Here is a 13,900-nt window from a genome sequence, read left to right as displayed (position 1 = left end):
TTGTAAACACCAATTTATTTTAAATGAGACTCAAATCCCCTTTAAAATCTTATTTGAGGCTCCTTCATCAGTAATTAACCAGGTTTGATGAGGAGCATTAGGCATATAAGCTTTGATTGCTTGAGCCTTACGGTTGCCACAAGCAAAGGCAAATATGTGCGGGATTTTATTTAGATTCTCAAACTGCAAGCCAACCTGTTGCACGCGGTCGACAATCTTTCCTCGGCCATCAAAGAAACACCCGAAACATTCGGTGACCACCTTTTTTTCGCGCAATTCGGATAAACGAATCGAATCATACCCTCTGCGCCGAGCCATATCATGAGCTAAGCCAATGCCATGAATGACGACATCGCTTTTGGCAATGTCTTCTAGAACATCGGCAAAAGTCGACTCTCTAATGAGTGACTTGTAAGCTTGAGTCGAAATTTGTTCAGGTAAGTATAAAGTCTTATATTTACCGCCGGTTTTAACGGCCATTTCTTGAACAATAGTGTTACTTTGAATCGCAACATTCTCGCCCAAGGCTCCGCGCCCCGGAACAAATTCCAACTGCCGATTATCGCTCAAGTTCTTAGACAAGTACTTCGCAGACTTTGCAAGAGCAACACCACCTAGAACAGTAATGATTGACTTACCCAGCGGCAAAAGCAGATTTAAAGCTGAACTAAGTTCTTCACCCATGCGCTCATAAACTCGTTCCTGCAAGTCACTATCGCCCGGAACAATAATTGTCCGTTCAATACCTAACTTGTGTGCTAACTCAATCTCTGTCTTGCGGGCATTGAAATGCCGATCAATCAATGGAGCTGCATCCTGCAAGGTCTTCTTGCCTTTTTCCGTCATAAACATGCCAAAGCTCTTGATTTCAATTAAACCAAGATCACGAAGATACTCCGTTTCTGTTCGCACGTTTCTTTCGGAAAGTCCTAAAGCTTGTGCTACGCTTCTGCGACCAATCGGTGCATTAAGCGAAATCTGCTCAAGGACAAGATACCTTTGTCGAAACACTTTTAAAATATCAGGAACGAGAGCTTCAAGCACTGGGAATTCCGAGTACATCGCCTTCGCTCCTTCCTACTGGGACAATCATGACCCAATATGTGTCATTTACTGTCCCAGATTGCTTAAAAATATAAGAGAAATATAGACTTGTTAAATATAAAATCTGCTATTCCTCAATCGACAATTACAGTATAACAATGCTTTGAAAATAATTCAAGTGAAATATTAATTATTAAATTGCTATAAAATACCAGAATTTAGACCGGCAGGATAACTTTTTAACGAATTTTTACAAAAAATATTTTTATTTTTTCTTTCTTTCTGGTATACTTGTTGTTGTGCTAATTGGGTCCTTAGTGTAATGGATCGCACGTAAGATTCCGGTTCTTAAAATCTGAGTTCGACTCTCAGGGGACCCATACTAAAAAGCAGCTTTGTAATAAAGCTGCTTTTTTTCATTTGTTTATTTTGTTTTTCCAACCGTTAACTCGCCACGCTGCGCAAATTCAACGTAAAGCTTGCTTCCAGAAACCGATAAGCCTTCAATTTCCCGTTTAACGTGCAAATGGTTTTTACCTTTATAAGTTCCATCTACACCAACGCGGAATAGGTAATCGTTAAAGCCGATATAGAACTGCTGATGTCCACTATCATAAGTAAAACCTTGAACCGGTGAGCCATTGCCAATAAAGTTGCTTTGCGTTGCGCCAACTTCAACTGGTGTCCAAGTGTCGCCACTTCTAGTTACCTTCCAATATTCATAACGACCGTTACTTGCATTGTGGAACAAGCAGTACATTGTGTTATCACCACTAAAAGTTGCATTATGAATGTAACGCGCTGATGAGCCATTCCAAATCTTGAATGACCAAATCTGATTAATCTTCATATCCGACTTACGAATTTGCAAAATTTCTTCAGAAGCTTTCGAATTACCCATCTTATTGTTATTTGCCATCACATAAAGATACTTGCTAGAAGACCCCAGTGATTGACCATGACCTAATTTAATATAAGGACTGACTTTAATGTGGGCTGCGTACTTTTTAAAAGTTGACCAGCCTAATCCAGGCAGATTTTGCGCACGATATTTATTAATATGCCCTAAATCATAAGACACTAAATGTCCCTTTAAATCACTACTATTATTGAAAACTGCAACCGTAAAGTTGTTACCGTTAACAGTAATCCCTTCAGGAATTACGCCCACCTGTCCCATCTTATCTGCTGCCTTGTTGTAGTCCAAACTGACAAAACGTGGTTGGTAAAGCTTGGTTTTCAGCGTTAAATTTCCAGCCTTAAACGTGTCCGACTTTGTTTCAAAACCATAATGGTGCTTGGCATTCCAATTACGTGATGATGACTTAGAACTTCCTTTCCAAGTTGACACTGCCGTTGGGCCACTCTGCGGCGTCTGGTCAGCGCGTGCAACCCCCTCATCTGAATCATCACGCACCATTACCTCAACGCTAGCCTTGGCACTGCCATATTGAAAATGAACAGTGGTTGTTCCTGGCTTATCCGTATCAATTTTAGCTGGTGAAGCCTTAACCTTACTAGGATTGATTGCTGTTCCCTGGCTGTCTGCCGCCACGCTAATTGCATCCCGCGTTTCAAACTCATAATTGCTGTTTTCAACCAAACTGACTTTTTTAGCAACCGCAATCTTGTTTCTAGCAAAAAAATTCTGGTTAACCCAACCAACAGTGCGACCGTAAACAATAATTTGCCAAAACTTACCCTTTTTAGTTGCTACCGACTTTTTTGCCTGCAAATTGGCATGTTTAAAATACTTAGTTGAGGTAAATGCACCAGCTGGGCCCTTTTTAGAAGCATGATGATAAACCGTATAGTTGCCACTCCCTGCAACTTTGGTTACCGCCTTTTTGTAGCTTTTAGCGGTTACCGAGCGATAATTACCACAGGCAAATAAGCTAGTTGCAATAATTGCACCAGTAAGTAAACTTTTCCCAACTTGTCTCTTTTTCATAATTTTCCTACTCTCTAGTTAACAATATAAAGATAGTCTTGCACAATTATAAGTCTTCTGCAATAGTTACTTGCGTTATATAATTTTTCAAGTAAAAGCCATAATGTACTTGTTAACTTATGAAAAATGAGAGCTTTTTAGGTTAGCCTAGTGTACAATATTAATAATTATCTGAAAGGAGAATATTATTTCATGACTGAAACACACGATAATTCCAAGAAAATGTTGTGGACAACCTTAGCAACAATGGCCTTCTCCATCGTTTGGAGCTTTGGGAACGTTGTTAACGGCTTTGTCTACTTCGATGGAACCCACGTTATCTTTAGCTGGATTATGATCTTCCTGCTATTCTTTATTCCTTATGCCTTAATGGTTGGTGAACTCGGTTCCGTTTTCAAAGATTCCGAAGGTGGTGTTGCCTCCTGGGTTAACGCAACAATGGGGCCAAAATGGGCCTACTACGCTGGTTGGACCTTCTGGGCTGTCCACATCGTTTATATTTCTAGTAAAGGTACGGGTGGGCTAAGAGGAATGGCTTGGGGCATCTTCGGCAATACCAACTGGTACGACAGCGTGCCAACGGCTTGGACGCAACTTGCCACACTTGCCGTCTTCCTGTTCTTCTGCTGGGTTGCCAGCCGCGGCGTACCGGTCATCAAGACCCTCTCAACAATCGCTGGTACTTCAATGTTTGTGATGTCGATTTTATTCATCATCATGATGTTTGCAGCACCTGTGATTAATCCGCATGCCGGCTACTTCAACATTAGTTGGAACTGGAAGAATTTCATGCCAACTTTTAACATGAAATATTTCACCTCGTTATCAATTCTAGTTTTCGCCGTTGGTGGTGCTGAGAAAATTTCACCATACGTTAACAACCTGAAAGACCCATCTAAGAACTTTCCAAAAGCGATGATTGGTCTGGCCGTAATGGTTATGGTTTCAGCAATTTTAGGTACCATTGCTATGGCAATGATGTTCGATCCTAAAATTGTCAGCAGCCATCTGAACGAATACATTTCTAATGGTCCTTACATGGCCTTTAACAAGCTGGGACAATACTATCGCGTCGGCGGTTTGTTCATGTATATTTATGCTTGGTGCAATGTTATCGGGCAGTTTTCAACTTTAGTTATCAGTATTGATGCGCCATTGAGAATGCTCTTAGGAAGTAAAGAAGCTAAAGACTTTATCCCTAATAAATTACTCAAATTAAATAAGCACGGTGCATATATCAATGGTATCTGGTTAATTGTTATCTTATCTGGTGGCTTAATTATCCTGCAAATCTTGATGCCAAATGCTCAGGCAGTAATGGCTCAGCTGGTTAAACTAAATTCAATTGTTATGCCAGTTCGTTACCTATGGATCTTTGCTGCTTACGTTGCATTGCGTAAACAATATAAGAAATTTATTACTGGCAATACTTACCAAATGACAACTCACCAAGGTCTAGCATTTACAGCTGGTATCTGGTGCTTTGCCGTTACAACTGCATGTTGTATCATGGGGATGTACTCACCTGATCCATTTACATTGACATTAAATATTGCAACGCCAATTGTCCTGTTCCTGCTTGGTTTAATTTTACCAACAATCAAGCGTCATCAAGATGCCAAAATGTAACCTATGGTAAAATTATCTCGCCGCCCTTTTTGGGCGGCTTTTTATTAGCAAAAAATGATACACTAAAGACAAAAAGATGAGGGAGATGATTATCTTTGACCACAAAGCAAGCTAGTAAGGCAGAACAATTGCTGCGTCAGCACCACTTAAAAGTCACACATCCGCGATTGAAAATTTTAACATATTTGATGTCGCACCATAATCACCCAACAGCGGCAATGATTTATCAAGCAGTCAGTAGTGATATAATTCCAACTTATCGGGCAACGATATACAATACTTTAAAGAAATTAGTAGAAGCCGGCATTGTAATTGAAATCAAGAACGGTGATAACTCATCGCACTACGACTACTTTGTTAAGCCACACTTTCATATTATCTGTACTAATTGCGGTAAAATTGCTGATGTTTTTTATCCCAATTTTCGCGCAATTGAAGACCAAATGCGACTTGAGGCTGAAAATCAAACTGGTTTTGTGAGCTCAGCCAGCCATTTGGAAATCTTTGGATTATGCCCTGCTTGTCAAAAGAAAAAGTAAAAATTAATCAACTTAAAATTACTCAGGCTATATTGAAGCAGAAAAGCACATTGACATTCTAATGTTGCTAAATCTATACTTGTTGAGAAGTATATTACCAGTAAATATCAAGTTTAAACTTAGGAGAATATATTAGAATGGATTTGGAAACAGTTGAACAACAATTAAAAAATGCAGGTGTACCTAAACTTGTATTTTCGTTTAGTGCCAAAAGTGAAGTAAAATTGCTGTCCAAAATAATGGATGACGATGAAGTCATTAAATATGCAACAAGTGGTAGCCTAGATAGCGATGATTTGGGTGATGGTACCGTTGAATTAATAGTATGTACTAATAAACGTGTAATCTTTCTTAGTAAACGCTTCCTTTTTGGATCTAACCAATCGGAAGTTGGATTAGATTCAATCACTGGGGTTTCTTTCAAGAAAAGAATCTTTGAAGGTGACATTAGCATAGCTAGTGGTAATCAACACTTACTAGTAAAGAAAGTTAGAGCAGATACGGTTTCAACGATGGCGAAAGCGATTAAGAATGCTGTGGCTGCATATAAAAATCGTGGTCAAAGTCCAGTAACTGCCGCACCTACCGAAAATGACTCTTTAAGTAAACTTCGTGAATTAAAGGGTTTATTAGATGATGGCATTATTACCCAAGCTGAATTTGATGCTAAAAAGAAGCAATTGCTTAATTTATAGCCTTAAACTATAAAAAAGAGCGGCAGCACCGTGGTTCACTTTTTTTGAGACCGCGGTTACTGCCGCTTTTTTTGTTTTGACTTTAATCTAAACCGTCAGCATAAATTTGCTTTTTGTGTTCTACTGGCGCGTAGAGATTATAAGTGTTAATCATCTGGAAATAATTATGCATATCTTTTTCGAATTTCTTATCTTTAATCGGTTTACCAGCATAAGAATCGTATATGCTTGGGCGAAGATAGGCTTCCACAACTACGTGCATTAAGTTATAAGACCGTGACATTGCAATCTTACTACGATAACGATTGTACATGACATCTTCTTTGGTAACGTGTAAATTAGAAGTTTTGAAATTCTCGGGTAAGGTATTAATATTAGGCCGTCTACGAATGTCATCCTTGGTATTCTTCCCAATGCGCACGGCGTCTTGTCTAACAGTCTTTTCATCATCTAAGATATTCTGTGCCATATTAGGTGTAACTGCTGTCCTGGGAATAATAATTAGGCTACTGATAATCAGCACAATGCTAATAGTAAATGCTATGACAGCACCAAGATACTTACTTTTACGCATAAAATAAACTAAACCAATAATGGCAATCACGAATAATATTACTAAAATACCCAAAATAAGTAGTGCCTGATTACCCCAGCGTAAGTGAATAGCAAAATTACTAAAATATTGTTTCATCTAAATTAACTCTCTTCAAAATAAAACTTTAATAAATGCTGTATAACAGATTTATTAATTGGTACAATATAGTATATTACTGATAAAAAAATAATGAAAGGTCAGGATAATGAAAAAAACTGGTAAACAATTACTCAAGCATAAAGGCTATGTTATTGCGGCAATTCTAGTATTAATAATTGGGATTGTTAGCGTAAGCGCGATTGTAACACATGAAAGTGGGCCCAAACCACCTACTGTTAACACGACTTTACCTAAAAATGGTGTAACTAAAGTTCTTAAGAGTGTAAATTATGGTCCACGAGTAGCCTTTTATAATGATAAAGTTGATCCTAAGTTTATTACTGCTTGTTTACAGGCAAAACCTAAAACGAAGATTAATGTAATTGTTTATCGTGATACCTGTTCGCGCTGTTATGAATCCAGATTTGAACTTCGTGATCGCATTAAGGCAGACGTTAAGCAGCATCATTTAGTCTATGTTGTAGCTGCAAATAAAAATATTAATATTAATAAAGTTGCTAAAGATTTGATGCTACCAAAAGTATATAGTACTCCTAGTTTATTCATACTTGAGAAAACGGCTAAGAATAAGTTGAAGTTAGTTGAGTAAGAAGATACTGGTCGCTAAATAACAAGATAATTATTTAAAATAAATAGCAGCAGCGTTCTGCGGCTTTCACTAAACGTGAGCCGCAACGCTGCTGCTATTTTTATTATGGGGATGGATTAGGCTACTACGACCCCAATCCATCAATAATCACAACCAAAATATTCGTTCATTAGCCGATGACGCAAATAATAAATTGGTTAACCCAGTTTGACCAGATTATTAAAATGTAAGAAGTTAGTAGTTTATTTTTCATAGTCCAATTTATATTTAATCATTAGCCACTCAAAATGAGTGGCTTTTTTTGTTGTTTAGTTATCCCAGCCACTGATATATTTATGCTTGGGCTTAAACGTATTGTAGCTATTAGTTCCTTTAGTCTTTGTAAATGAGCCAACGTGTTGATAATAAACTTTGTGAGGTACTAGTTTAGATAATTGATCTTCTGGAATTAATAAGCCATAAGAACTGCTACCATTGACAACATCTTCATAAGCTAAATAATAGTTTTTACCATCATCTAATTTATAAGGCGTATCTAAGGCTACTAATAGTTCCTTACTATGTTTACGCTCATTTTTGGAAACTGTAGCGCTTTCATAAAACAAGTTATTTTTGATAGTAGTTTTATGTAAGTTATTAATAGCACCACCAGTTTCTTCATCAAAGCCATCAAGTAAATAACCCGTAATGTTACCAGTCATTTTCATACCATAAGGTACCGTAATATCTTGCAGCGGTACGGCACTAAATGCGGACGTATCATATTTATCTTCAATTTGGTTTTGAGTTACTAAAACATAAGGCGTACCATTAAACTGGCCAGCTCCACGAATCATTAATCCACCATACCTAAATGCAGGGGTGCGGCCCATATCTTGGGGCGCACCTAAACCTGATGGCGAGAAGTCATACCATTGATCATAAGTGGAACAAAAATAACGGGTATCATGATTATATTCATGATACCCGTTGGCAGCATTGACATTGATTTTTACATTAACGCCAAAGGCGCCCAAGCCCCACCAGCGAGCATAACGGTGATGGTTAAAGAAATGCCAGCCTGGTTCATTAGCAGTTTTAGCATATTTGGCTAAATCTTTACTAGTAGCCCATTTAGGATTCATGCCATCAAAATCAGCACTTTTACTTTTTTTGTAATCTGAACGCTTATCTTTTAATAAGTCCCATTGATGGGCGGTTACTTTGCCATAATTGGCTTCTACATTATTTACACAATTGTTTTGTGTAACTAGCCAGCGTGAATCAGTAGCATGGATTGAATCAGCCTTTATTGATTGTACAGGCGCAATAGCACTTGTCGTACCTAGTGTTAAGACACTCAATAGTGCCAAAGTGGTAATTTTATTTTTAATTTTCATAGTTGATAAACTTCTTTCTAATAAATATAAAATTCTGCTAATAAATGAATTATTAGTACAAGCTTGTATTCATTAATATGTCAGTGCGAAAAATTATTAAAAACTCATTGTGTAATCCGTTCATAATTGTGTTATTATTGACCATATTAGAGAAAAGGAAGGCGGGTAACTATGCATACGGTAAAGAAAACTTTGGCTAAAGTTGGTACAGCTTTAACCTCGTTAGTTCTTTTAAGTGGCTCAGTACCAATTATGAATTTTGCGAATCCTAATTTGGTAATGGCGGCTTGCCAATAGTTACTCTTTCTCAAGAAAATAGTTGAACTAACAGTTTTAGTAGTGTTAGCTCAACTATTTTTTATTACATTTAATTAATAGGTGCAAACTTCTACTGATAATTGTTTATCGGCACAAGTTTACACCTATTATTTTGGTACCATGAGTATGCTAAAATAATAAATGTAATTTAACGATTATCACTCTAAGGGGTGCTACCCCATCTTATTAAATTGTCAAAAAAGGCAGCTACTAAACCTAAATCTTAAGTTTAGCTGAAGCTGATATGTCCAACGGCTTTGACTTCATTTGTTTGACTAAATAGTTAATTTCTTAGCTATTTAATGATTGGTTTTGCCTTACCTGTCCAGTATAATATACATATCAGCGTATTTAAATGGCTATTTAATATTTTTTGCATAAATATACGATAGATAATTAGGGTTGAAAGAGAGCAAACACATAAAAACGTCTCGACTATCTATAGTTGAGACGTTTTTGAACATCACTTTTAAAATTTTAAAAGTGATGTATTTTAAAAATTACAGTATTTATATCAATTACTTATTATCTTTATTTTCTATGTGGTTATTTATATTTTTTCTCACTGTCTCGCTATGCTTTTTTAGACTATAAAATGTTATTACAGCAGTTATAAATACACCTGCTGCTATTACACCTGTATTTCCAAGACCAAAACTTAAATATAAAAAACACACCAAGTCAATTATCAATAAAGTAATTAAAAATATATTAATAAATTTAATTTTTGCATTCTTGTCATATGCAATTACTTCTTTTATGTGCTCTTGTCTTGAAAAGAACCAGATTGAACCTATAGATATTCCACTTAAAATTGCTAATGTTAATAATTGTCCCCAATTATTTTTGGACGGCACAGTGAGCGAAAATATGGCAATAAGTACCGAAATTCCTTCAGTACGTGAAAGCCATACATCGCACCAATTTCTATAATATTCATCAGCTTTATCATTGTTCTCTACTTTTAAATTCTTAGATTTAGTTTTCTTCGTTGTAGCCATAGCTTTAAGATTGTCATATTTAGCTATTTTCTCTAATTTATTAACCTTAATTTCAAGATTATTATTAGTTATCTTTCTATTAGCTAGATTTTCTCTTTTACGTAATTGTTGATATCGTAATTGTTCACTCTCTTTATTTTGACTATTAGTGCTTACCTTCTTTTTAAACCAATCTTTATGATAACACCAAACAGTAAGAATAAAAATTACTAGTAAAATAGTACAAAAGCCAATATTAGTACTTGAAAAAAAATACCATAATCTTCTTATAAATAACCCAAATCGTTTAAAGTGATCAGTACATATACATATAATACCGGTGACTATGTATATTATATAAAGTGTTACTTCTACGCATTTATGCTTATAGCATGGTAACTTCGGTTTCTTGTGATTATCTTCTTCAGGAGAGTTATCATTATCATCATCATTATTTTTATTTTTAGTTTTAGTTTTTTCATTAGTTGAAACTGAATTGTCATCACTATGAGATGTATCTTTCAATTTCCCAGTACATGATCTAGGGGTAGATTTAGTTTCACTATCTTCGGTATCTTCCGTCATTGATTTAGCCTTTCTTTCTAATTCATTAACTTCATTTTCAAGTTTATTGTTGCTTATCTTTTTAATAACTACTTTCTTTCTTCTTTTTAATTGCTTACGCCTTTCTTTTTATATTTTTAGTTCTTTCCTTTTCCAGTTTGAGTCATATAAAAATCTACTGTTTAATATCATGTTTACCCCCCCACTTTTATATCCTATATTAATATTATAAAGTATTTGGTATAGATATACATAAATATTTTAGTATTCACCTCATATAATCTTTGTTCAATATTTATTTCAAAAATTAGGCAACAAAACAGGAACCAAGTATCACTTAGTTCTTGCAAAATTAATAGTATAACGCTGCTTGGTAAGAGAATGAGTCAGCTCATTATAAAATTATCTGTCCAATTTTAATGTTATTTTGCTATAATTAAATAAGCATGAGTATAAGCTAGATTGCGGTGACTAATTTCTAACCTAAGGAAGTGGTGCTTATGGTGTAACAACTATAAACTACAGAATCCTACAGAAAGGATTAGTCGGGTATCCACCTTGGATATTGTTATTGCTTTTAGTCTATCACTCGCAATGATTATTTGGACATTGGCTGAAATTATCAGTAGCTTAATCAAGTTAACTGATAATGCCACCGAGTTAATCAAAGCACTTGATGAACTAAAGCTTGCTTTAAAAAATTTTAAAGTGAAAAACCGTCCCACTTATAACTTCAAAGGTTATGGGATAGTCTAAAAAACTATAACTAGCCACCGCTCTTAAAAGCGGAGTTGCTTGTTCAAAGAAGTCCTACGCTAACAGGGCTTCTTTTTATTTACAGCTATATTATAGCATGTAGAAACCAGGCGAACAATTTTAATTTCTCCAAAATCAATTATCTAATCTATCAAATAAATTGAAGCAAAAAAATAAGAGCTTACAGCTCTTACTTTTTTAGTTAATATTCATGCTAACCAACAATTCTGCACGTTGGGCCAAGTTAACGTATAACTGATTATCACTAACTGACATGCCCTCAATCTCACGACCAGTGTCAAATTGGTAAGCCTGCTTAATCGCACCATCGCGACTCATCTTAAAGATCAAATCGTTAAAGCCCAAGTAGAACCTTTGGTTAACGGGATCATAGGCAAAGCCCTGAACTGGGGCACCGTTACTAACAAAATTACCATTGGTCTTACCAACAAGCTTTGGGTACCAATTATCACCTTTGCGTTGCAATTCCCAGTACTCATAGCACTTGTTCTTGGCATCGTGATAAACAGTGTACATGTCAGTATCAGACATTACAACACCATTTTGGAAATAACGCGGTTGTGAATCGTCACCAATCCAGGTCTTAAAAGTCCAAATCTTATTAATTTGCATATCACTCTTGCGAATTTGTACCAATTCAACTGAGTCAGTACTTTCCTTTTGTGTATGATCATTGTTAATCACGTAAATATATTTATTGCTTGCGCCCATTGCTTGACCGTGGCCAATCGGAATATATTGACTAACCTTGATATGCTTTACATAATTATTAAAATCAGTTTGCGACATATCGAGCAGGTGCTGAGCATTATATGGACTTTTTAACTTATTTAAATCATAACCAACAACATGTCCTGACATTAAGTTGGTGTGACTTAATAAACTCGTGTAAGCCCAACCATTAGAAACCGTCATCCCTTCTGGAATATGACCCACACGGTTAATGTTATCATCGGATGGATCTTTAACACTTAGTAACACTGGTTGATAAAACTTGGTCTTCAATGTCAAGCCGTTACTACTTAAAGTATGAGACTCAGTTTCTGGGGTATACTCAGTTGGACTAATGTAATTAACTGAGGAACCATAGTGCTTTTTCCAGCTCTTATAATCCTCAGTACCAGGTTGTCCAGTCACAGAAGCATAATCGTTGGGATCAACAATTCCTTCACTGGTACTCTTTCTTACCGTTACCTTAACTGTAGCTTTGGCTGAGCCATAACTGTATTTAACTTTATAAGTTTTAGCCTTACTACAAGAAATGTCTTGCTTAGAAATTTTAACTTGACTGCTATCAATGACAGTTCCCATGCTGTTAGTAACATAGGAAATAGCGTCAGATGAGAAAAAGTCATAGTTATCATTCCGTACTAAAGAAACTGTCTTCGGTACTGCAATCTGATTTTTAGCAAAATAATTTTCGTTGACATAACCAACTTCACGACCGTCAACATAAATTCGCCAATAACGGGCCTTCTTGGTCTCAATCAATTGATCTGACTGAATGTGATTGTATTGGTAAATCTTACCGTCGGCAACTTTAGTGTGAACCTTACCGTCAGAAACTGTCTTCCAAACCTTATAATTCTTGTTACCAGCAACCTTGGTCATCATTGAATAACCAGTAACCTTTTGCTTTGGCTTAGCTTTATGCTTTTTTGGTTTATCAGTATCTGCAGCGTTCGATGTGTCATCAGGCTTAGTATTATCGGCCGGCTTATCTGCATCTGGTGTATTAGTGCCAGTTGTATCCTTTGAGTCGTCAGGCCTATTCACAGAATTCGAATTGGAATTTGCACTGGTATCTGAAGCAGGTGCATCAGAGTCAGTTGTAGCAGCAAAAACTGCTGCCGTAGGGGAGCTAGTTGCGACAGATGCTCCCAGCATCAAAGTCGTCATAATAGTTGCTATTTTATTAAAATGCTTCAAAATCTTTCCTCCAAAATTTAATATACTCTCTATATTGTAATATAAGAAGCTCGTTACAAAAAATACAAAATTGATACACTTTCATTGACAGTCACCCATGTAAGTGATTTAATTAGCACTGTACTTATTAGAGTGCTAATAATTAGAACTTAAATTTAGGAGGCAGAAATATGCTTGTACCTACAGTTATCGAACAAACTGCTCGCGGTGAACGTGCATACGACATTTATTCGCGGTTATTAAAAGACCGGATTATCATGCTGAGTGGCGAAATTAACGATGATATGGCAAATACGATTATTGCGCAACTACTTTTCCTTGATGCTCAAGACAACACCAAAGATATTTCACTTTACATTAACTCACCCGGTGGTGTAATCACTTCAGGCTTGGCAATTATGGATACAATGAACTTTATCAAGTCCGACGTTTCCACGATTGCCATCGGGATGGCCGCTTCAATGGCTTCAATCTTACTTACTAGTGGTGCCAAAGGTAAACGGTTTGCATTGCCAAACTCGACAGTCTTAATTCACCAACCTTTAGGTGGTGCTCAGGGTCAGCAAACTGACATTCAAATTGCTGCTACTGAAATTTTGAAGAGTCGGGAAAAGATTAACAACATTATCCACGAAACTACCGGCCAGCCGTTAGACAAAATCCAAAAGGACACTGAACGCGACAACTACATGACCGCGCAAGAAGCTAAGGATTACGGCTTGATTGACGAAATTATGGTTAACAAGAAAAAGTAATTACTTAACAATAAAAAAGAGTTCATTTTAAAATGA

The 13,900-nt window shown here is 36.3% G+C and carries 13 protein-coding genes; 7 read left to right on the top strand and 6 right to left on the bottom strand.

Translation table 11 applies throughout. The annotated features are described in order from the left end of the window. Nucleotides 1-30: 30 nt before the first annotated feature. Together OZX76_RS03170 and OZX76_RS03165 are read right to left on the bottom strand one after the other, a co-directional pair. Nucleotides 31-1,062: a sugar-binding domain-containing protein gene (locus OZX76_RS03170; RefSeq protein WP_277180873.1), complete on the bottom strand. Its 1,032-nt coding sequence runs from the start codon at nt 1,060-1,062 to the stop codon at nt 31-33. 406 nt (nt 1,063-1,468) lie between these two features. After that, nucleotides 1,469-2,995, bottom strand: a complete 1,527-nt coding sequence (locus OZX76_RS03165; protein ID WP_277180871.1) for an SH3-like domain-containing protein — start codon at nt 2,993-2,995, stop codon at nt 1,469-1,471. A gap of 192 nt (nt 2,996-3,187) precedes the next feature. On the opposite strand from OZX76_RS03165, the gene OZX76_RS03160 reads away from it, so the two are divergent. From OZX76_RS03160 to OZX76_RS03150, 3 genes are all read left to right on the top strand, one after another. Continuing rightward, nucleotides 3,188-4,624 (top strand): amino acid permease, encoded by a 1,437-nt coding sequence (locus tag OZX76_RS03160; RefSeq protein WP_277180869.1) that lies wholly within the window; start codon nt 3,188-3,190, stop codon nt 4,622-4,624. Nucleotides 4,625-4,719: 95 nt separating this feature from the next. Next, complete coding sequence (locus OZX76_RS03155; protein ID WP_277180867.1) at nt 4,720-5,163, top strand: Fur family transcriptional regulator; 444 nt, start codon at nt 4,720-4,722, stop codon at nt 5,161-5,163. A gap of 137 nt (nt 5,164-5,300) precedes the next feature. Then, on the top strand, nt 5,301-5,858 hold the full coding sequence (locus OZX76_RS03150) for a PH domain-containing protein (protein WP_277180865.1): 558 nt from the start codon (nt 5,301-5,303) through the stop codon (nt 5,856-5,858). Between the two features lie 82 nt (nt 5,859-5,940). Here the strand turns inward: OZX76_RS03150 and OZX76_RS03145 are convergent, their stop codons facing one another. Further along, nucleotides 5,941-6,549 carry a hypothetical protein gene (locus OZX76_RS03145; protein WP_277180863.1) on the bottom strand — a complete coding sequence of 203 codons (609 nt, stop codon included), beginning with the start codon at nt 6,547-6,549 and terminating at the stop codon, nt 5,941-5,943. 109 nt (nt 6,550-6,658) lie between these two features. Between OZX76_RS03145 and OZX76_RS03140 the strand changes: the two genes are divergently transcribed. Next, entirely contained in the window at nt 6,659-7,162 is a 504-nt protein-coding gene (locus OZX76_RS03140; RefSeq protein ID WP_277180861.1) for a hypothetical protein, read from the top strand. A gap of 308 nt (nt 7,163-7,470) precedes the next feature. Here OZX76_RS03140 and OZX76_RS03135 read toward each other — a convergent pair whose 3' ends face one another. Beyond that, complete coding sequence (locus tag OZX76_RS03135; RefSeq protein ID WP_277180859.1) at nt 7,471-8,541, bottom strand: hypothetical protein; 1,071 nt, start codon at nt 8,539-8,541, stop codon at nt 7,471-7,473. Nucleotides 8,542-8,712: 171 nt separating this feature from the next. On the opposite strand from OZX76_RS03135, the gene OZX76_RS03130 reads away from it, so the two are divergent. Beyond that, the gene (locus OZX76_RS03130; protein WP_277180857.1) at nt 8,713-8,838 is read left to right on the top strand and encodes a hypothetical protein; all 126 of its coding nucleotides are present in this window, start codon (nt 8,713-8,715) and stop codon (nt 8,836-8,838) included. Between the two features lie 539 nt (nt 8,839-9,377). Here the strand turns inward: OZX76_RS03130 and OZX76_RS03125 are convergent. After that, nucleotides 9,378-10,424 carry a hypothetical protein gene (locus OZX76_RS03125; protein ID WP_277180855.1) on the bottom strand — a complete coding sequence of 349 codons (1,047 nt, stop codon included), beginning with the start codon at nt 10,422-10,424 and terminating at the stop codon, nt 9,378-9,380. A 537-nt stretch (nt 10,425-10,961) separates the two neighbouring features. Between OZX76_RS03125 and OZX76_RS03120 the strand changes: the two genes are divergently transcribed. Beyond that, nucleotides 10,962-11,159 carry a hypothetical protein gene (locus OZX76_RS03120; protein ID WP_277180853.1) on the top strand — a complete coding sequence of 66 codons (198 nt, stop codon included), beginning with the start codon at nt 10,962-10,964 and terminating at the stop codon, nt 11,157-11,159. A gap of 198 nt (nt 11,160-11,357) precedes the next feature. Here the strand turns inward: OZX76_RS03120 and OZX76_RS03115 are convergent, their stop codons facing one another. Continuing rightward, nucleotides 11,358-13,109, bottom strand: coding sequence for an SH3-like domain-containing protein (locus OZX76_RS03115; protein ID WP_277180851.1), 1,752 nt, complete (start codon nt 13,107-13,109; stop codon nt 11,358-11,360). 170 nt (nt 13,110-13,279) lie between these two features. Between OZX76_RS03115 and clpP the strand changes: the two genes are divergently transcribed. Further along, nucleotides 13,280-13,864, top strand: coding sequence for an ATP-dependent Clp endopeptidase proteolytic subunit ClpP (gene clpP / locus OZX76_RS03110; protein ID WP_277180849.1), 585 nt, complete (start codon nt 13,280-13,282; stop codon nt 13,862-13,864). Nucleotides 13,865-13,900 lie beyond the last annotated feature (36 nt).

The sequence above is a fragment of the Lactobacillus sp. ESL0677 genome (assembly GCF_029392875.1).
Taxonomy (GTDB): Bacteria; Bacillota; Bacilli; order Lactobacillales; family Lactobacillaceae; genus Lactobacillus.
The sequence above is the reverse complement of the archived record's forward strand: the minus strand, read 5'-3'. Positions and strand labels throughout refer to the sequence as shown.

Excerpts from the sequence above, each read along its gene's own strand:
- OZX76_RS03165 (WP_277180871.1), bottom strand. The coding sequence starts at position 2,995 with ATGAAAAAGAGACAAGTTGGGAAAAGTTTACTTACTGGTGCAATTATT.
- OZX76_RS03145 (WP_277180863.1), bottom strand. The coding sequence starts at position 6,549 with ATGAAACAATATTTTAGTAATTTTGCTATTCACTTACGCTGGGGTAAT.
- OZX76_RS03150 (WP_277180865.1), top strand. The coding sequence starts at position 5,301 with ATGGATTTGGAAACAGTTGAACAACAATTAAAAAATGCAGGTGTACCT.
- OZX76_RS03130 (WP_277180857.1), top strand. The coding sequence starts at position 8,713 with ATGCATACGGTAAAGAAAACTTTGGCTAAAGTTGGTACAGCTTTAACC.
- OZX76_RS03160 (WP_277180869.1), top strand. The coding sequence starts at position 3,188 with ATGACTGAAACACACGATAATTCCAAGAAAATGTTGTGGACAACCTTA.
- OZX76_RS03140 (WP_277180861.1), top strand. The coding sequence starts at position 6,659 with ATGAAAAAAACTGGTAAACAATTACTCAAGCATAAAGGCTATGTTATT.
- OZX76_RS03135 (WP_277180859.1), bottom strand. The coding sequence starts at position 8,541 with ATGAAAATTAAAAATAAAATTACCACTTTGGCACTATTGAGTGTCTTA.
- clpP (WP_277180849.1), top strand. The coding sequence starts at position 13,280 with ATGCTTGTACCTACAGTTATCGAACAAACTGCTCGCGGTGAACGTGCA.
- OZX76_RS03170 (WP_277180873.1), bottom strand. The coding sequence starts at position 1,062 with ATGTACTCGGAATTCCCAGTGCTTGAAGCTCTCGTTCCTGATATTTTA.
- OZX76_RS03125 (WP_277180855.1), bottom strand. The coding sequence starts at position 10,424 with ATGACGGAAGATACCGAAGATAGTGAAACTAAATCTACCCCTAGATCA.